General features: G+C 35.5%; 18 protein-coding genes, 1 pseudogene and 1 other annotated feature. Of the genes and pseudogenes, 11 read left to right on the forward strand and 8 right to left on the reverse strand.

Annotated elements, in window-relative coordinates:
- Positions 1–146: 146 nt before the first annotated feature.
- On the reverse strand, positions 147–785 hold the full coding sequence (locus tag JIN86_RS23170) for a LysE family translocator (RefSeq protein ID WP_202342969.1): 639 nt from the start codon (positions 783–785) through the stop codon (positions 147–149).
- 224 nt (positions 786–1,009) lie between these two features.
- On the opposite strand from JIN86_RS23170, the gene JIN86_RS23175 reads away from it, so the two are divergent.
- Together JIN86_RS23175 and JIN86_RS23180 are read left to right on the forward strand one after the other, a co-directional pair.
- On the forward strand, positions 1,010–1,432 hold the full coding sequence (locus JIN86_RS23175; protein ID WP_004229836.1) for an SRPBCC family protein: 423 nt from the start codon (positions 1,010–1,012) through the stop codon (positions 1,430–1,432).
- Complete coding sequence (locus JIN86_RS23180; RefSeq protein ID WP_004229838.1) at positions 1,432–1,752, forward strand: ArsR/SmtB family transcription factor; 321 nt, start codon at positions 1,432–1,434, stop codon at positions 1,750–1,752. The genes JIN86_RS23175 and JIN86_RS23180 overlap by 1 nt, the downstream gene beginning before the upstream one ends.
- Positions 1,753–1,791: 39 nt before the next feature.
- Here JIN86_RS23180 and JIN86_RS23185 read toward each other — a convergent pair whose 3' ends face one another.
- The 3 genes from JIN86_RS23185 to JIN86_RS23195 all read right to left on the reverse strand — a co-directional run bounded on the left by JIN86_RS23185 (position 1,792) and on the right by JIN86_RS23195 (position 5,603).
- Positions 1,792–2,571 carry a YqhG family protein gene (locus tag JIN86_RS23185; protein ID WP_202342970.1) on the reverse strand — a complete coding sequence of 260 codons (780 nt, stop codon included), beginning with the start codon at positions 2,569–2,571 and terminating at the stop codon, positions 1,792–1,794.
- Positions 2,572–2,589: 18 nt separating this feature from the next.
- Entirely contained in the window at positions 2,590–4,104 is a 1,515-nt protein-coding gene (locus tag JIN86_RS23190) for a DEAD/DEAH box helicase (protein ID WP_036219543.1), read from the reverse strand.
- A 449-nt stretch (positions 4,105–4,553) separates the two neighbouring features.
- Positions 4,554–5,603 (reverse strand): NAD(P)/FAD-dependent oxidoreductase, encoded by a 1,050-nt coding sequence (locus JIN86_RS23195; protein ID WP_004229848.1) that lies wholly within the window; start codon positions 5,601–5,603, stop codon positions 4,554–4,556.
- 368 nt (positions 5,604–5,971) lie between these two features.
- Between JIN86_RS23195 and JIN86_RS23200 the strand changes: the two genes are divergently transcribed.
- From JIN86_RS23200 to JIN86_RS23215, 4 genes are all read left to right on the forward strand, one after another.
- On the forward strand, positions 5,972–6,550 hold the full coding sequence (locus tag JIN86_RS23200) for a dienelactone hydrolase family protein (RefSeq protein WP_004229850.1): 579 nt from the start codon (positions 5,972–5,974) through the stop codon (positions 6,548–6,550).
- Between the two features lie 11 nt (positions 6,551–6,561).
- On the forward strand, positions 6,562–7,518 hold the full coding sequence (locus JIN86_RS24035; RefSeq protein ID WP_009373724.1) for a LytTR family transcriptional regulator DNA-binding domain-containing protein: 957 nt from the start codon (positions 6,562–6,564) through the stop codon (positions 7,516–7,518).
- A 146-nt stretch (positions 7,519–7,664) separates the two neighbouring features.
- Positions 7,665–8,513 carry an ABC transporter ATP-binding protein gene (locus tag JIN86_RS23210; RefSeq protein WP_004229854.1) on the forward strand — a complete coding sequence of 283 codons (849 nt, stop codon included), beginning with the start codon at positions 7,665–7,667 and terminating at the stop codon, positions 8,511–8,513.
- On the forward strand, positions 8,510–9,217 hold the full coding sequence (locus tag JIN86_RS23215; protein ID WP_004229855.1) for an ABC transporter permease: 708 nt from the start codon (positions 8,510–8,512) through the stop codon (positions 9,215–9,217). Before JIN86_RS23210 ends, JIN86_RS23215 begins: the two co-directional genes overlap by 4 nt.
- Here the strand turns inward: JIN86_RS23215 and ldmS are convergent.
- Both ldmS and JIN86_RS23225 read right to left on the reverse strand, forming a co-directional pair.
- Positions 9,214–10,386, reverse strand: coding sequence for an L-aspartate--L-methionine ligase LdmS (gene ldmS, locus JIN86_RS23220; RefSeq protein WP_004229857.1), 1,173 nt, complete (start codon positions 10,384–10,386; stop codon positions 9,214–9,216). The two genes, JIN86_RS23215 and ldmS, sit on opposite strands and share 4 nt — an antisense overlap.
- A gap of 118 nt (positions 10,387–10,504) precedes the next feature.
- Positions 10,505–11,089 carry a GNAT family N-acetyltransferase gene (locus JIN86_RS23225; RefSeq protein WP_004229859.1) on the reverse strand — a complete coding sequence of 195 codons (585 nt, stop codon included), beginning with the start codon at positions 11,087–11,089 and terminating at the stop codon, positions 10,505–10,507.
- A gap of 98 nt (positions 11,090–11,187) precedes the next feature.
- On the opposite strand from JIN86_RS23225, the gene pdxR reads away from it, so the two are divergent.
- Both pdxR and JIN86_RS23235 read left to right on the forward strand, forming a co-directional pair.
- The gene (gene pdxR / locus JIN86_RS23230) at positions 11,188–12,549 is read left to right on the forward strand and encodes a MocR-like pyridoxine biosynthesis transcription factor PdxR (RefSeq protein WP_202342971.1); all 1,362 of its coding nucleotides are present in this window, start codon (positions 11,188–11,190) and stop codon (positions 12,547–12,549) included.
- A gap of 105 nt (positions 12,550–12,654) precedes the next feature.
- The gene (locus tag JIN86_RS23235) at positions 12,655–13,461 is read left to right on the forward strand and encodes an EcsC family protein (RefSeq protein WP_009373716.1); all 807 of its coding nucleotides are present in this window, start codon (positions 12,655–12,657) and stop codon (positions 13,459–13,461) included.
- A 47-nt stretch (positions 13,462–13,508) separates the two neighbouring features.
- Here JIN86_RS23235 and JIN86_RS23240 read toward each other — a convergent pair whose 3' ends face one another.
- Positions 13,509–14,477, reverse strand: coding sequence for a quinone oxidoreductase family protein (locus tag JIN86_RS23240; protein ID WP_202342972.1), 969 nt, complete (start codon positions 14,475–14,477; stop codon positions 13,509–13,511).
- A gap of 64 nt (positions 14,478–14,541) precedes the next feature.
- Here JIN86_RS23240 and JIN86_RS23245 point away from each other — a divergent pair, with 64 nt between their 5' ends.
- Entirely contained in the window at positions 14,542–15,165 is a 624-nt protein-coding gene (locus JIN86_RS23245) for a hypothetical protein (protein ID WP_004229871.1), read from the forward strand.
- A 52-nt stretch (positions 15,166–15,217) separates the two neighbouring features.
- Positions 15,218–15,482 (forward strand) — a binding site (T-box leader).
- 66 nt (positions 15,483–15,548) lie between these two features.
- Positions 15,549–16,793, forward strand: coding sequence for an MFS transporter (locus tag JIN86_RS23250; protein WP_004229874.1), 1,245 nt, complete (start codon positions 15,549–15,551; stop codon positions 16,791–16,793).
- An 81-nt stretch (positions 16,794–16,874) separates the two neighbouring features.
- Here the strand turns inward: JIN86_RS23250 and JIN86_RS23255 are convergent, their stop codons facing one another.
- Positions 16,875–17,603, reverse strand: coding sequence for an IclR family transcriptional regulator (locus tag JIN86_RS23255; RefSeq protein WP_004229876.1), 729 nt, complete (start codon positions 17,601–17,603; stop codon positions 16,875–16,877).
- A gap of 404 nt (positions 17,604–18,007) precedes the next feature.
- On the opposite strand from JIN86_RS23255, the pseudogene JIN86_RS23260 reads away from it, so the two are divergent.
- Positions 18,008–18,220: pseudogene (locus tag JIN86_RS23260) on the forward strand (amino acid degradation protein); the annotation flags it as partial.

Below are 18,220 nucleotides of genomic sequence, written 5' to 3' on the forward strand. Positions count from 1 at the left end.
ATAGGTAGCCCAGATTCCCTTTTAAATACTCATTAACGATCTTTAATTTAAAACCTTGGCTATATTTCGCCATACAAAAACACCCCAAAAATTAGATTTATTACTCTAACTTTTGGGGTGCAGCACCCTTTATAGTGGTGTATTTTTTAGTGCGCTTTTTCTAATGCTAATTTAATGCCAAACGCAATTAATATTGCACCAGTTAATCCTTCAATTACTGCCTTAGTTGATGGTTTTTTCATAAATGCACTAATTCGATCTAAAAGGTACACGTAGAAAATAAACCATAGCATTGTTAATGCTGTATAAATGAGACCCATTATTAAAAAAGGAAAAAATGTTCCACTATTTCCAACTACAAATTGAGGGAGAAATGTTAGGAAAAATACTGCGACCTTTGGATTTGTCACATTTGTGAGAAACCCTTGTTTAAAGCAGGATTGTTGAGAATATTTGTGTTCTATACTTGCTTCATCTTGTACAACTGGAGATTGTGTTCGAATTGTTCGCAGTGTCCACAAGGTCTTGATTCCTAAATAACATAAATAAACCGCACCAACATATTTTAAAACAGCAAATATATAGGCAGATTTCACAATGATCGCCGAAAGGCCAATAACAGCCGCACAAGTATGAATTAATAAACCGCAACAAGAACCAATGATTGTTTGTAAACCGCCCTTTCTACTTACAGTCAGTGTGTTTTTTGTTGCAATCGCTGTATCAGGGCCAGGTAAAATAATAAGTAAAATGCACATAACTAAGAATACAGATATATTGACCATATTACGCCACCCTTTCTGTCAGAAAATTATAAAAGTAATTGTAACATACGCCAAGACCAACAGAAAGATACGAAATTTTTCCGTTGACATATAACCATAAGGTGTTATATATTCATAACACCTTACGGTTATATTTTATACAGATTCCTCTGGCTGTGGACTTAATAACGTTGAATATCATTACACAGAGGTATCATTCATCAATCAAAGAGGAGTATTGGAACATGACTGAAAAATTACAGGATATTGTCAAAACAATTACATTGAATGCCCCTATCGAAAAAGTTTGGGAGACTGTCGCAACAGCTGACAAAATAGCTTCTTGGTTTATGCCAAATGATTTTCAACCTATCGAAGGGTACGAATTCACTATTCAATCACCGTTCGGCCCATCACCCTGTAAAGTAGAACGTGTAGATGCACCGCACTTTCTACGATTTGCTTGGGATCAAGATGGCTGGTTCGTAACTTTTGAGTTAAAAGAAGTAGGCAAGCTTACTGAATTTACTTTAACACATGGTGGCTGGAAGGAAGCTTCACATATTATTCCTAAAGCAAACACTGCTACTGAAGCCGTACGTACTAATATGGATAACGGATGGACAATGATTATTAATCATAAATTAAAAGAGGCTGCTGAATTCTAATGACTGAAGCAGCCATAAAGTATGATGTTTTTCAAGCAATCGCTGATCCCACAAGAAGAAGTGTTTTACAGCTCCTTGCAGCAAGCGACAGACCTATTTCCAATATTACTGAGCATTTTACAATTAGTCGAACGGCTGTTGTAAAGCATTTAAAAATATTGGAACAGGCGGAGCTAATCTCTGCTCAAAAAAAAGGTCGTGAAAAAATCTATACGCTGCATAGTGAGCGTTTAAAGGAGATTGAAGATTGGCTCCAATACTTTCATTTATTTTGGGATAATAAATTGGCTCAGCTTCAAAGCATGGTTGAAGATCATTAAAGCAAAAAAGAGCTGTCCCTTTGTCAGACAGCTCCTCATTTAAAAGAGATAAAATAATCCCCCATTAATGACTTCTATTTTAATTTTTGCTTCATATTGCTCCTCCAATGCTTTTCTTTCAATTTCATAACACTCTGGTTTTTCCTCTATATCCTCATAAAAATAATCTAATACACGTTGATCACGTTGCCATCGTTTTTGTGCTTCCATTGCCCAAGAATGATCATCCTGCTCAATAATTGACTCAATTGTAGCTTTCAATCTTTCCAGTGCTCTGGCAGGCTTAATAATATATTGCACATGAAATACATTTTCTTCAGGTTCTATGTTAAAGTCCCAAGAACAAATCGTTTCATGAAAATCCTCCTTGATGACGCCAGTCAATAAATTAATGCCAAATGAGTAAAGCATTTCTTTTGTACGATCACAGCAATACGAAACTTTAAAGTTAACACCTAACCAGGGCGTTAAAATAACCTGCCCCATATCACGATCCACTTTTTCAAACAATTGAACATAGGCTCCTAGTTCTCTTGTAGCTAAAAATATCTGATTTAAACGTGGTGAGCCGTAATGAATAGCTTCCCCAAATAGGTTACCAACCATTGCCGTTTGATTTGTAATGAAGGTTACTTGCGCTGGGTTTGGTTCACTATTTGTTGCTTCAACATATTGCCAATAAAATGGCCTATTCATAATTCTTTTATCTATGTCTATCGTTAATTGAACGGTTAGATAATGATTCTCTTCTCCTAAAATTGCACAGTCATTCTCCATAAAAAATTCCTTTAAATAGTGGTGAACTTGCTGCGGATACATAGCTGCACCTCCCTACCCTTATACAGATTCTTTAAAGTTTGTTAAAATAGCATCTAAATCGCCAACCACCTTCTCGAACACATCAATCTTTGTATGAAGCAATTCCAAGATTTTCTCTTCAATTGTATGTTCAATGGCAAGGTTATAAATATGGACATCATGCTCCTGTCCCAAACGATGGACACGGCCAATACGTTGCTCTAGCTTCATTGGATTCCAAGGTAAATCATAGTTGATTACATGATGACAAAATTGAAGGTTTATCCCCTCTCCTCCTGCCTCGGTAGCGATGAGCACCTGGGCTCTTTCTTTAAATAGGTGCTTCATATAATCTCGTTTACTTTTATTAAATTTCCCATTAAACAGCACACTTGATATGCCATTAGAATGTAAGTACCATTGCAAATATATTTGCGTAGCACGATATTCTGTAAAAATAATAACCTTGTCATTCGCTTGCTTAACAATTTCCAATGTCTTTTCCGCCTTTGAATTCACTTCCAAGGTCATTAATTTAGTAATAATCGCTTCAATTTCGTGTGGTTGCACATGATCCTCTAGCATATTCGTTAATGTTAAGGCTGTAGCTTCCTTGCTACTACACATTTCTTTTTGCAACGTAATTAATGAAAATGACCCTGTGTTTTGAAGGTTGCCAAGCATTTCGTAAACTTCTCTTTCTTCGTTCGTAAATGTAATCGGCACAATTTGAACACGACGATTTGTCCAATCAATCCCCGTATCTTCCCTACGATTTCTGACCATTACCTGATTAACCAACTCTTTTAAATAATCATCATGCTCTAAATCATGCTTGCTAGCAGAAAAAGCCGATTGGAAGGCGTCATAGTTACCTAGATGTCCAGGCTTTAATAAGGAGATTAAATAATACAATTCAAAGATATCATTTTGAATAGGTGTGGCAGTTAATAATAAGCAGAACTTTTTCTTTAAGCCTTGTACAAACTCGTAAATTTGTGTTTTATTATTTTTTAATTTATGTGCCTCATCAATAATTATCATGTCATAATCCTGCTCATAAATGCGCTCTCTATGCGGACTCTTTTTTGCCGTATCCATACTCATAATGAGGACATCATAGCGCTCTATCGGGCAATTTTTTTTATATGCAACGGCAGGAATATGAAATTTTATGTTTAACTCTTCAATCCACTGATTAATTAAAGAAGCAGGTGCCAAAATTAATGCTCTCTTCACAAGCCCTCGAATAAGGTATTCCTTTAAGATTAAGCCCGCTTCAATTGTTTTACCTAGCCCCACCTCATCAGCTAAAATAGCTTTCCCATTCATACGTTCAATAACTGTTTCGGCTGCTTCTAACTGGTGTCTCAAAGGTTGTAAATTAGGTAAATACTTTGTAGCCTGCAATCCTGTAAAATCAGGAATTAGTTTCATTTTCACAATATCATAGTTCATCTTGTACAATGTCCAGCTATCCCATTTTTCAAGATGATTTAATCGATCGATAAAGCCCTCTTCCCACTCGGACGACCTTTCTATTTTCATGATCATCACTCCATGTCATTTTTTCTAGTTTAGGGTGTCCAAAAAAGGAAAAGCTATGTTCTTTCTAGATGAAAAACACCTAATGAAAGTTATTTTTCATTAGGTATTTGATAATTCATATATTTACGGAATTGTCTTGGAGATTTTTTTAGCAAACTCTTTAATGGATAAATGAGAGTTTCTCAGGTATATTTTAGATTTTTGAGTAGTCACATCCGTGAGATAAGCATTTGACGAACACTCATTTTTTCTCAAATCGATAGGTTCTTTATTAAAATGTTTCGCGATATCCATGACAATCATATTCTCTGTGTAATTTTCTTATATATACTCCATAAACAGCGATATGTTTACTTTTTTATATGGACAGTCCATTAGAAGTATTTCTTCTAAAATATATACATCAAGACAAAAAGAAAGGAACACCAACAATATATTAGTGCTCCTAAAATTGATTATTTTAAACTTTCCTGTAATAGCTTACGATTACGTTGTTTGAAAATGTCATTATGTGAGGAAACAATACCTCCCTCAGAAGCATCAGGTTGAATATACTTCTTCGCACTATTCACTGCATGAAGTGCATCATGAAAGGCTGCTGCAATTAAATGAATTTTACCATCATGGCTCAAAATATCACCCGCAGCATAAAGGCCTGGGATCGATGATTCACTATTAATCGTACCAGCGATAAAATAATCATTTTTGCGCTCAATGGCTAATGGACTATTATCTAACAATTCTTTATCACGCACATACCCATGACTAATAACCACTTCATCAATAGGAATTTCTGTTACAGTTCCTGTTTCATGATTTGTTAAAGCAATAGCTTTAATCATTCCTGCTTGATCGTCTGCCATCAGCTTAGTTATTTCAGAATTGAAATGGCATTCGATCGAACTATTTGCAAGCTCTGTAATTTGAGCCTCATGTGCAGACAATGTATCTTTTCGATAAGTTAAATAGACCTTGGATGCTACCTCCATTAATTCTAATGCCCAGTCTACCGCTGTGTTACCACCACCAGAAATAATAACTGTTTTATCTTTAAATTTTTCATAGGATTTAATTGTGTAATTTAAATTAGATACTTCAAAGCGTTCAGCCCCCTCAATTTCAATTTTTTGAGGGTTTAGAATGCCACCACCAATAGCAACGATAACTGTTTTGGAGTAATGAATATTCCCTGACTCTGCTGCGATGACAAAAATTCCATCTTCATTTTTAGCAATGGACAGCACTTTTTCATTTGTATAAATAGAAGGATTAAAGGTTAAGGCTTGCTCAACTAATTGTTTAATTAGTTGTCCCCCTGAAATAGGCGTTACACCTCCAACATCCCAAATCATTTTCTCTGGATAAACATGAATTTTACCGCCTAGCTGTGGTTGTGATTCAATTAGCTTGGTTTTCATTTCACGTAAACCACAATAAAAGCTGGAATATAAACCGGCTGGCCCCCCACCAATAATGGTTACATCATACAATTCTTGTTCTAACAATTCCTAACACACCTTTCATTTGGTCATTACTATCTCAACAATTGGACTAACTCGTACTACATGACAGCTCAATCGTAAATGTCTAATTGTAAATATTGCTTTGGAAAATCCTCCTTAACCCCATTATACGATAATGATAATCATTATCAAATAAAATTATACCAAATCGAGATATTACTAACAGATTTGGTCACCATTTATTAACATTTTCATTTATGTAATTAGTATAAAAAATACTGAAAAATAATCTTATGTATTTGTGCAAAAAAATATTCATCATTATGCTTTTCACTGTTCATTCTAAAAGCAGATTATACGTTTTACTTACTTTTTGATACACTATTGGAAAAAAGGTATTAGAGGACACAATGAAAAGAAAAATTTTTATCTTACATGAAATCTATGGAGTTAATCCTTTTATTGAAGAACAAATACAAGTATACGGCGATGAGGACACTGCTGTTTCCCTTATTTCACTTTATCCAGAAGGACTTTCCTTTCCATATGAGCAGGAAAAACAAGCCTATGACTTTTTCTTACAGACAGTTGGCTTTGATGCTCCTCTTGAGTTGCTTTCACAAAAATTATTGGAGGCATGTGAAAATTACAATGAGGTAATATTAATTGGATATAGTGTAGGAGCAACTTTAGCCTGGAGATTAACTACCCTCCCTCTACATCGTGTCATTTGTGTGTATGGCTCCCGAATCCGCCAATATCTTGATAACATTCCATCTTGCCCAACTTTGGTTGTTTTACCTAGCCATGAGGATAGCTTTGATGTTCAATCATTGAAGGATACACTTGCAAGCATACCGAATGTTCAGATCAAACAATATCAAGGCTTACATGGCTTTATGGATGACTCTAACTCAAACTACTGTCAGATAAGCCACTCACAAGCACTCAACAACATCAAATACTTTTTACAAGCTAGCAAGCTATAGGAGGAATAAACGTGGAACAAAATATTGATATTCAGGTTGATCCATATATTGAAGCAGGCAATGTTATTTATCCAAGCTTTCATCTTTCTCTACAACCTGGCATGATTATAGGCATCTATACAGATGTTTCCAAAATACATACATTAATGCAATGGTTTATGAAACGAGATGATACGTATACTTCTTTTCGTGAAAGTTCATTATATGAGCGACTAACAGCTCGCGAGTATATCCAATTCATTTTAAAGCTTTTTAACCGCCCAACTAATGAAACAGAGAATATATTGAAGCTTTTTAAGCTTACTGAACAAAAAAACAATAGAATTAGTAAGCTTTCTAATAGTGAAAAACAGCGATTAAAGCTATTGAATATGTACCTACATCCGACATCTATTCAAATTATAGAAGAACCCTTTCAAAATATAGATGAATATTCGAAGCAAACTATCCAACAATTATTAAAAATTCTCTCAAAAGAGCATAAAATTATTATTTTATTATCCAATAATCTTGAAGATTTAATGGTTGCAGGTACCTCTATATATCGATTAGATGGGGTAGACTTACATACTTTAGACGTAAAAGAGGGTAGCCTTGAGCAAGCTCCAAAGCCTCTTGAAGATGCACCCATTCGACTAGATAAAATCCCAACAAAGAAAAATGATAAAATTATTTTATTTAATCCACCGGAAATAGATTATATCGAAAGCGTTGAAGGAGAAGTGTCCATTTATGTAGCTGGTGAAGCCTATCCATGTACTCTATCACTAAACGATCTGGAGCAAAAATTGACACCATTCGGCTTTTTTAGAAGTCACCGTTCTTATATTGTTAATCTACAAAAAGTTCGAGAGATTATTACTTGGACACGCAATAGCTATAGCTTAGCACTCAACAGTACAGAAAAGACAGTTGTTCCACTGTCGAAAAATAAACTTGCGACTTTAAAGGAAATACTCGGAATTTAGTAGATTTCCCAGGAAATAAACGACTCCTGTCACCTTCAATAATGTTCTTCCCATGCTTTTTTTTCTGCCATTCACCCCATTTTTACTGTACCCCTTTTACTTGTTGTTTATAGTGTAGACATCAACAACAAACAGGAGGTTTATACATGAATGCAGTGATTGAAGTGCAAAACTTGAAAAAAACATTTAATAATGAAACAGCATTACAAGATGTTTCTTTTACCATTAAAAAGGGGGAAATATTCGGCTTTTTAGGGCCAAGTGGTTCTGGTAAAACAACTACTATTAAAATATTAACAGCACAAACAGATAAATCAGCAGGCAAGGTTCTGTTATTTGGGCAACCAGCATCTATAATGAAGCAAAGTCAAAATCGTAAACGTTTTGGAATTTTAACAGATAATAGTGGCTTGTATACAAGACTATCTATTGAAGAGAATTTATTACTTTATAGTAATTTATATCAACTATCTCATTCTGCTGTAAAAGAAGCTTTAGAATTTGTCAATTTATATGCAGAACGTAAAAAGAAGATCAGTCAGCTTTCCAAAGGAATGATTCAACGTGTTACACTTGCACGTGCCATTATGCACAAGCCCGAACTATTATTTTTAGATGAGCCTACTTCTGCTTTGGACCCTGTGAATACGCAGCATATTTATAATGGCTTACGAAGATTAAATGACTTGGGTACGACGATATTTTTAACTACTCATGATATGAGCGAAGCAGAGATACTTTGTGACCGTGTAGCATTCCTTCATAGGGGGAAAATCCGAGCAATAGGTGCACCAAAGGACTTAAAAAAGGAATTTGGTACTGATTCCATAACGGTTGAACTCAAAAATGGTATGCAAGAAATTATACAAAATGGTGCACAAGATGCAGAAAAACTGTATCAATGGATGCATTCCAATGAAGTGACAAGAATTAATACAAATGAGCCAACATTGGGTGATATTTTTATGCAAATAACAGGGAGTGATTTAGTATGAACATTTCAATGACACGCATTCAAGCTATATTAGTGAAAGATTATAAAGAGTTTTCTCGTAACTATGCCGTATCAACAATGATACTTCTACCACTAATTTTGGCATTTTTATACAACAAATCAGGAGCAGCTACTATCAATGCTTATTTCCTACCCATCAATATAACGTTCTCTATGGTAACAACTTATATACAATGCTGTTTAATCGCAGAGGAAAAAGAAAAGAATACATTACGCAGCCTTATGCTTTCCCCTGCTTCACTTGGAGATATTCTAATTGGCAAAAGTTTATTTGTTCTCATCGTGACCGTTATTGTACTCGCACTTTCTATCTTTCTTGTTGGGTACACACCTGCCAATCTTGTTATCTTATCTATAGCCTTATTATTATCTACTGTATTTTATATTGCACTTGGAACAATATGTGGACTATTTGCCAAGTCTATTATGGAAGGCTCAATTATCGTTTTACCTGTTATCTTTATTTTCTCCTTCGGTCCACTTGCACTGACTTTAGCATCTAACTACCCTTTTCTAAAGATCGCAGAGTGGCTACCAAGCTCTCAATTATTACTTTTAGCAGAAGCATTAGAAGGAAAGTACTCCATGACAGATATGATCATTCCTATGGTGACGATTATAGCTTGGTCTCTTATTTCTTGGTTTTTAGCAGCAATTTTCTATAAAAAAAGAATGGTCGATTAAAGACCATTCTTTTCTTCAGATAATAATTCTTTCTCTCGTTTTTCAATTTCTTCTAGCGTATCTGCATACCATACACCAACAAATCTTGAAGGGACGGGCTCCTCAAAATAATCACCATCATAGAAAGATAAAGGAAATAGCATACCCTGTTCTATATATTTCTTAATTGTTTGATAGAAGTGATCATTCTGATGTGGGCTTTGTGATGAATAGGAGCTAAATTTATTGATGGGCTTTCCTAAAGCATCATGAAACATCAGCATAGAAGTTGAACCATTTTGGCGGAAATTTAAGTCTATTGCTTGAACATCACCAGCTTCCGTGACAATCAAATCAAAGCCTGCCACACCGACAAAGCCTTCCTCAACGCCACGTTCCATAATATGCTTTCCTACTTCAATTACTTTTTCGGGTACTTTATCTACAATGATATTCCCTTCGTAAATGCCTTTATCATCCGTAATTTGCTGGGAAGCTCCTAAGTATTGAATACCTAGCTCCTCTGAGTAAACAAATTGACAGCTATAGTTGTCCTTTGTCTGTAAAAGCTCCTCAATAATTATACTTTCAGTTCCAGTCATGCGAAATTGTCGTAAACCCTCCGTCAACTCATCTTTATTATGACAAATGGTAACGCCATACCCTCCCGAAGTTGGCGAATCATCACCAGGCTTTAATACTACAGGGGGCTGCCAATTTTTAATGGCATCTGAAAGTCTATACGTTTCCACATTTAGACGACTTGGTACATATTTGCTATCAATTAAATGATCAATATAAGCTTTTGTATTCAACTCATTAAATTTCTCTGCATCCATCCAATAACATTGACGATCCATATGCTCCAGGTCATGTATATATTGACATACAATGGTCTTCCCTTCCTTACACCAAGTTTGGATCTGTGCCAGATATTCCTCTTGCGTCTCATAACTATAAGGCTGTTCTACCCATGGTAATCCTGCTAATTGATGAAGCTCTTGCGCCTTTTCTGTTTGTGTTGCTCGATGTACTAGCACGGGGATATCGGCAATAGCAACTTCTCTTGAGGTTAAAGCATCTAGCTTATGAGGATCATCCATCATCCACGGATTATCACTATACGGTGTTCTTGGTGTATACACAGCATTATCACCATAAATTTGTCTTAACGTGTATTTAGGTTTCAAGTAGATTACCCTCTTTCAATTTTTCGGTACTCTACTCTACCCTCCCCTTTATTTTTTGACACTTTTTATAAGAAAAAAAGGTTTTATGGATTATATAAATTCCTTTTTATACCTACAACTATCCTAATTGAACTAACATCCTTTCTAAATGCTTTTTGACCTGTGGCCATTCTTCTATTGTGATGCTATACATAACAGTATGCCTAGTTGTCCCATCCTTGCGAATCATATGGTTACGCAATATTCCCTCTTTTGTAGCACCAATTCGCTCAATGGCCTTTTGAGAACGGATATTATCATGATCTGTTTTTATTTGTACACGTTGTAAATGAAGATGTTCAAAAGAGTATCGTAATAGCAAGTACTTACAATTAGTATTAATAGCTGTACGCCAGTATGCGGGTGTTAGCCATGTATAGCCAATTTCTAATCGCTGATGCTTGTCATCAATATCCATAAAACGTGTAGACCCGATAATGTCCCCTGATTGTTTATCCACAATTACAAATGGAAATTCTGTTTTTTCGTTTTTTGCCTTTAATGCGTTTTCCATAAATTTATTCACATCCTCCTTTTTTTCTATCGTTGTGGACATATGGGACCAAATTTCTGGATAACTTCCTGTCTCTAAAATTCCTGGTAAATCGCTTAATTCTAAAGGTTTTAGTTTAACCATTTCGTTTTCCAATGTTATAAATTCCATTACACTTCACTCCTTTTTACTTATTTAACGGTAAAATTGATATGATATATATAACCAATTACTAAAAAATCAACCATACCAGAGGAGGAGGCAATCATGTGGAGCTTTCCATTATATTTACAGGCAATCTAGCGAAATACATTCAAATCTATGAAGAAATAAAGCATGCTATTATCACTAAAAAAATACTTGCTCATGAACAACTACCTTCTAAGCGAGCTCTCGCCCTAACATTGAATGTGAGTGTACACACCATCAAGGAAGCCTATGAACAGTTACTTGCAGAAGGCTATATTTATAGTAAAGAGCGTTCTGGTTATTTTATTGCGCCCTTTGAATTTGATTGGCTACAGCAAGTACCCCAGCATGTATCTGTTCCAAGTATTAATATCCCTAACAATATACAATTTGATTTTACAAATGGACATGTGGACAACGAGGCTTTTCCCTATGCTGCTTGGCACAAGCTTATAAAAAAGCATTTTAATAGTTACAACTTATCAACAAGCCCTTGGGAGGGAGAGACAACTTTACGCACAGAGATTGCCCGCTATGTAGGGCGTTCTCGTGGGGTTAGTTGTGATGCTTCACAGGTATTTATTTATAGTGGTACACAAAGTCAGCTTCAGGCTCTTTGTCATTTTCTTGGGTCTGCGACACGCGTTGGATTAGAGGAGCCAGGATTTAAAAGAGTGCGTGCCGTTTTACAGCAATGTGGATTATCCACAGAGGCGATTCCTGTGGACTATTCAGGGGTTACACTCCCTTCAACACCGATTCACATGTTATACACAACACCTGCACATCAATTTCCATTAGGCATGATTATGACCATAGAAAGAAGAGTGGCATTGTTACAATGGGCTAACTCGAACGCGGGTCTTATTATTGAAGATGATTATGATTCTGAATTTCGTTATAAGGGGCTACCAATCCCATCTTTAGCAAAAATGGATCAGCTTCAGCGTGTCATTTATTTCGGAACATTTTCGAAAACATTGCTTCCATCATTACGCATTAGTTATATGATCCTTCCAAAGTCTCTAGTAGTGCCGTTTATGACTTTTCATTCTGAGCAAAAATCGGTTGTCTCCAAAGTAGATCAGCTTGTCTTAGCAGACTTTCTTGCACAAGGTCTATTCGATAAGCATTTGGCAAAAATGCGAACAATCTATCGTAAAAAGCTGCAAGTATTATTGACTGCCATCTCTACAAATTTTTCAAATGAATTTCAAGTAATCGGTGAAAAATCTGGACTTCATATAGTCATCAAGCTACCACAACATCTTACCGAGAGTAGAGCGATCCAGCTTGCTCAAGAGGTAGGGGTTCAAGTCTATCCATGCTCTACCTCCTATCAGAACGGAACAAATGAAAAACTGATCATTATAGGGTATGGTGGACTGACACTTCAGCAAATAAATGAAGGAATTGCACTCCTTGCATCCGTTTGGCAATAGCATGTGATTCATTAGTTTGTCGAAATCTCATTTAAATAAAGCGAAACTTTAAATAGTTTTTTTCGTATTTAAAGTTAAATGGACACATAAGGGGATAAGACAATAATGGAGAATCGAGAATTATTAGAGCAGCATTTACAAGAGATTCAGGTGTGGGAAAAAGATCAAAAAGATTTATGGTTTTGGGAGAAATTAGGTAGAATACCATTTAAATTATTAGATAAAATGACACCTGCCTTTCTTCAAAATAAAATTGCCTTATTGGTAGATGAACTAGGCAATTATATTCAGTCCGGTGGAAAGTATTTAATCAATGAACAAGCCATGATACAAAAAATTCGTGACCATTCTTCCACACAGCATATAATAACTATATCTGATATTGGTCAAATTCCTTTAGAGGACATGATCTCCCTCAGTGATAAATTACAAAATGAACGTGTGAAATTTGCTACTGTACAAGGAGCCTCTACTGGCTTTGGTGGCATCTTTACTTTAGCTATTGATATTCCAATGATTTTAGGGACTGCACTTAAAACTTTGCAAGAAATAGCAATTATACATGGCTATGATCCGAACGATAAAATGGAACGTATTTTTATTGTAAAATGTCTACAATTTACCTCTGCTGATATTGTTGGTAAAGAAGCAATCTTACAGGAGCTTTCTACTATGAATAGCTCAAAAAAGGCTTCAGATAACATGATTTCTCAGCTTCAAGGATGGCAGGAAGTATTTTACACATATCGTGATCAGCTAGGCTGGAAAAAGCTGTTTCAAATGATCCCTATTGCAGGGATGGTTTTTGGAGCCTATGCTAATAAAGGCATGATTCAGGATGTAGCCGAAACTGGTATTATGCTTTATCGTAAAAGACGTATTTATGAAAAACTTACTGAACTAGATTGTTGATCGACAAAAGATGACACTCCAAATATGGGTGTCATCTTTTTTGTGCTTTATATTTTAATAAGTATTTTTCCTTGATGCTGACGACTTTCCATAAATTCATGAGCCTTTTTCATTTCCTCTAAGGCAAATACTTTTGCAATTGGCACCTGAAAACTGTCTTCGTTTACTAAAGAGAAAATATCCTGCGCCACCTGTTGTAACAGTTCTGGCTTCAAAGCTCTTGTCGTACCTAAGCTAAATCCTTTTATATTACGGCAGCTACTGTGTAAATCTGCTGTTTTTATATTTCCTGCTCTGCCTCCACTATTCCCGAATTGGACAAGAGTGCCATAAGGCGCTAAGCAATTTAAACTCTCCTCGGTGATAGCTCCTGCAATGGAATCGTACACAATATCAACACCCCGACCCTTTGTAAGTTCATTGACATTTGTACTAAATTGATCATATGTAAGTACATGATCCGCACCAAGCTGGTAAACGATTGGGGCTTTTTCTAAATTACTTACCGTACCTATAATCTGTTTAGCTCCAAGCCTTTTTGCCATTTGGACAAGCATTGTCCCTACCCCACCAGAAGCAGCATGAATTAAGACAGCATCTTGCTGACCAATTGCTGCTATTTGATGTGTTAACATATAGGATAAAAATAAAACAGTCGGTACAGCTGCTACCTTCTCGATTGGTAAACCACTAGGAATTTTAAAAACTAGTTGTTCCTTTGCTACAACAAATTCTGCATAAGCACCGTTTTTCGGGAAGGCGATAACTTGGTCACCCTTTTGAAAACCACTGCTATCATTAAAAACTTCTTCAATTACCCCTGCAACATCTAAACCAAGAACCATCGGAAAATTTGCTTTAGCTTTATTACCTGTGCGATTTTTAAGATCTGCGAAATTTACGCTTGTATAGGTTGTCCGTATTAAGACTTCTCCCTCAGAAATAATCGGTTTTGGACAATCAATAAATGTTAAAACATCAGATGTACCAAATTCATTGATAATAATAGCCTTCATAAATTTCTCCCTCCTTGCTATAGTAAAATTATATACTATATATAGAAATGATGGAGGAATATTCATGAAAATCAAACCTAAGCAAGCCATGTATAATGGTATATCCTACAACTTTTTTGATAGAAAAAGCGATAAGATATGTTTTATGCTCTCTGGCACGGGCTATACCTATGATAAACCTATACTTTATTATTCTACAGCATTAATGCTAGAACTTGGCTATGATGTCGTCCAAATCAATTATACATTTGAGCAACAGCAATTCGAACAGGACTCCCAAGCCATATCAAAAATGGTCTATCATGTTGCCAACCCGATTGTAGAGAACAGCTTGCAATCAAAGTCTTATAGAGAAGTCGTTTATCTAGGAAAATCTCTAGGTACTATGCCTATTGTCGATTATTATATGCAGCAGACCTCTTCTATCCCTGCTCGTTATGTACTTTTCACCCCATTACTTTCACTTCAACATACAATGATAAATCTATTAGACAAGCATGCATTTTTGGCAATTGGTACAGCTGACCCTCATTATTCACAGGAGAAGCTAGCCCAACTTGCTACCCTTCAGCTTGCTGTTTTGGAGGACCTTAATCATTCACTTGAAAATCCTTTGAATGCTGTTTTATCTATACAGCTTTGCCAGTCGCTTATCACACAATTAAAAATCTTTCTACAAAATAATTAGTTAAATTTTTATAGTACTATTTACCAGAATTATGTACATATGTTACACTAGCGAAAATACATTGAAGAGAAGAGTAAATAAGGCTGTTCTTCCCAGAGAGCTCGGATTGCTGAAAACGAGTAAGAACGAATTATTGAAACAAGCCTCGGAGTAGCGCATTGGATTTTGTTTGAATGATGGTGCGACGGGAACTCCCGTTATAGAGTTACAGTATAAGCATAGGCTTTATGCCGTACTGAAAAGGCTATTATGGTGACATAATAGTGAACTAGGGTGGCACCACGTGAGTATATAAATTCTACAACCTCGTCCCTAAGACTAATCGTCTTGGGGGTGGGGTTTTTTATTTTGCAAATCGTCACTTTGCTTAAGGAGGAATTTATATGAGAAAAGCTTTAGAAAGCTGGCGCTATCCTGCCATCCTATTATGTAGTATTGGTGTTTCCAGTGTTGGCGAATGGGTTTATTTTATCGCCTTAAATTTAATTGTGTTAAACCTCACAGAATCTGCTCTGGCTGTCTCTGGATTGTATATTGTAAGAGCGATCTCCTCCTTGTTCACTAATTTTTGGTCAGGGAGCCTAATCGATCGTTTTAATAAGAAAAAGCTAATGATTATTCTAAATATGATTCAATCTATACTCATTGTCATACTCCCCTGCTTTACAAGCCTCTTGTGGATGTATGTCCTTGTTTTTCTCATTACAGCAGCTAGCTCTATGTATCAGCCGACATCTATGACTTATATCACTAAGTTAATTCCTATCGATCAAAGGAGACGCTTTAATTCATTACGCAGCTTACTTGACTCTGGTGCATTTCTAACTGGGCCAGCAATCGCAGGTTTCTTATTCACAGTCGGAACACCCCATATGGCCATATATTTAAACGCGATTGCTTTATTTCTATCAGCCTGTATAACGTTCAAAATGCCAAATATTGAAGCCCTTGAAAAATTTGTTAATCGTACAGGAAAAACATCTCTTTATCGCGTATTGCTTCAGGATTGGCAAATGGTCATACGCTTTAGCTTAAAAAATTCCTATGTGATGGTTGTCTATTTGTTGTTTAGTGCTATCATCATCTTGATGACAGCTACTGATTCTTTGGAGGCTGCCTTTGCAACACAAATATTAGCTTTATCCGAAGGAGAATATGGTATTTTAGTCAGTATCGCAGGGGTAGGTGTTTTAATTGGCTCGCTAACCAACTCTGTTATTGTTGAAAAAATACCAACTTCTTGGTTAATAGGTATGGGGTCTCTCGTAACAGCATTGGGCTATTTAATATTTACATCCTCCTTTTCCTTTCTTATAGCTGCTTTAGGTTGCTTTGTATTATCCTTTGCTACCGCCTTTGCGAATACAGGATTTTATACATTTTATCAAAATAATATTCCTTCTGAGAGCATGGGTAGAATAGGAAGTATTTATGGATTTTTTGAAGCCCTTTTTATTATTATTTTTACTACTATTTTTGGGGTTTTCGCTGAATGGATTACTATACGCTCAGTTGTCATTAGTGCATCCTTTATGATGGCATTTGTAGCTGTCATTCTACTATGGCTAAATATGAAACCTTCGAAAAGCCACTATTATAAAAGGTTGATAAGTAGCAAGCAACAGTAATCTCACTTTTCATACAAAATTTAACCATCTAATGTCTACTAATTACTGACACTAGATGGTTTTTTATCGAAATAAGCAATTTTATATATACCCTAATTCAAAGGATAGTTGCTGTGCCGTTTTAATGACTTCCTGTGTTATACTTTCTAATTTTTCAGCATCTGTATCATATTCAAAGCACTCTGCACTAATGGCTGCAATTATTTGTTTATTTGAATCAAATATAGGAGCTGCTATGGATACTGTCCCCTTTGTTTTTTCTCCAACGCTTATGGCAATGCCTTTTTCTCTTACATCATTGAGGCTCTCTATCAATTTTTCTTTCTCAGGCTCCTCAAGTTGTTGGAAAAATTGTTGCTGTACTTCGCTTTTAGAAAACGCAAGCAATACTTTATTTGGAGCTCCTATAGGATACGGGATTTTTTCACCAATCATATCAATAATACGGACATTTTTAGGACTATCAATTCGATCAATAATAATGGATGCAAACTGTTTCGCAATACTTAAATAGATTGTTTCGCGAACATTATATGCAAGGTTTTCTAATAGAGGATGTGCTTTTTCTCTAATATCCGTCTCATGATACATTTTCATGCCAAGTTGCAACCATGTATACCCTAATCGAAATTCTTTTTTATTCTCATTTCTCTCTACTAAATCAAAACTTTCTAATGTATATAATAATCTGTAAATTGTGCTAGTAGGCAAGTCTGTTTCATTAAAAATTTCTTGCACAGTAAAAAAACGCTTCGGATGCTTCGCCAGTATATTTATAACTAACATAGCTCTTTCGATTGATTGAATCATTACAATTACTCCCTTTCATTTCCCCATATGAACTATCTTAAGGTTTTTATAGATCTAGTTAGCTTTGACTAGGATCATTATGAAATTAAAATTCATGCAAATTATCAAATTTTTATGTACCTTCAATTTTTTACATGTAGCCCTGCTTTTGAATATAGTTTCATTTTATTTTAACTAATTTTTATGCATATAAATAGATGCTACATGAAATATATACATAGTTCCACTCAATTAGTGTGGAAAATTACGAGTATTCATAAAAATTCAAATTGACAATTTGTTGTTTTGCATTTACGATAAATTTATATTCCACTATGCAGATTTAATTTCATATAGTGAAAAAAACAATAAAAATACATCAGCTTGAAAAATAAAATACTTAACTATCAAAAGGAGCAAAAATTATGAATACTTTTATGTGGGATACACCCGAAAAACTACGTGCCCTATTATGTGAACTTGTGAGCTGGGAAAGCCGGACATTAACGGAGGGCGAAAATAAATTTGCCTTTCGCTTAAAAGATAAATTGTTAACGCTTCCATACTTTGAAAAGCATCCAGACTTGATTGAATTACATGATGCAGGGCTTGGCAGAAATGCAGTGACAGCCTTCTAT

The sequence above is a fragment of the Lysinibacillus sp. HST-98 genome (genome assembly GCF_016757845.1).
GTDB lineage: Bacteria > Bacillota > Bacilli > Bacillales_A > Planococcaceae > Lysinibacillus > Lysinibacillus capsici.

Coding starts and splice junctions, on each gene's coding strand:
- JIN86_RS23170 (WP_202342969.1), bottom strand. CDS start 785: ATGGTCAATATATCTGTATTCTTAGTTATGTGCATTTTACTTATTATT.
- JIN86_RS23175 (WP_004229836.1), top strand. CDS start 1,010: ATGACTGAAAAATTACAGGATATTGTCAAAACAATTACATTGAATGCC.
- JIN86_RS23180 (WP_004229838.1), top strand. CDS start 1,432: ATGACTGAAGCAGCCATAAAGTATGATGTTTTTCAAGCAATCGCTGAT.
- JIN86_RS23185 (WP_202342970.1), bottom strand. CDS start 2,571: ATGTATCCGCAGCAAGTTCACCACTATTTAAAGGAATTTTTTATGGAG.
- JIN86_RS23190 (WP_036219543.1), bottom strand. CDS start 4,104: ATGATCATGAAAATAGAAAGGTCGTCCGAGTGGGAAGAGGGCTTTATC.
- JIN86_RS23200 (WP_004229850.1), top strand. CDS start 5,972: ATGAAAAGAAAAATTTTTATCTTACATGAAATCTATGGAGTTAATCCT.
- JIN86_RS23210 (WP_004229854.1), top strand. CDS start 7,665: ATGAATGCAGTGATTGAAGTGCAAAACTTGAAAAAAACATTTAATAAT.
- JIN86_RS23215 (WP_004229855.1), top strand. CDS start 8,510: ATGAACATTTCAATGACACGCATTCAAGCTATATTAGTGAAAGATTAT.
- JIN86_RS23225 (WP_004229859.1), bottom strand. CDS start 11,089: ATGGAATTTATAACATTGGAAAACGAAATGGTTAAACTAAAACCTTTA.
- JIN86_RS23235 (WP_009373716.1), top strand. CDS start 12,655: ATGGAGAATCGAGAATTATTAGAGCAGCATTTACAAGAGATTCAGGTG.
- JIN86_RS23240 (WP_202342972.1), bottom strand. CDS start 14,477: ATGAAGGCTATTATTATCAATGAATTTGGTACATCTGATGTTTTAACA.
- JIN86_RS23245 (WP_004229871.1), top strand. CDS start 14,542: ATGAAAATCAAACCTAAGCAAGCCATGTATAATGGTATATCCTACAAC.
- JIN86_RS23250 (WP_004229874.1), top strand. CDS start 15,549: ATGAGAAAAGCTTTAGAAAGCTGGCGCTATCCTGCCATCCTATTATGT.
- JIN86_RS23255 (WP_004229876.1), bottom strand. CDS start 17,603: ATGATTCAATCAATCGAAAGAGCTATGTTAGTTATAAATATACTGGCG.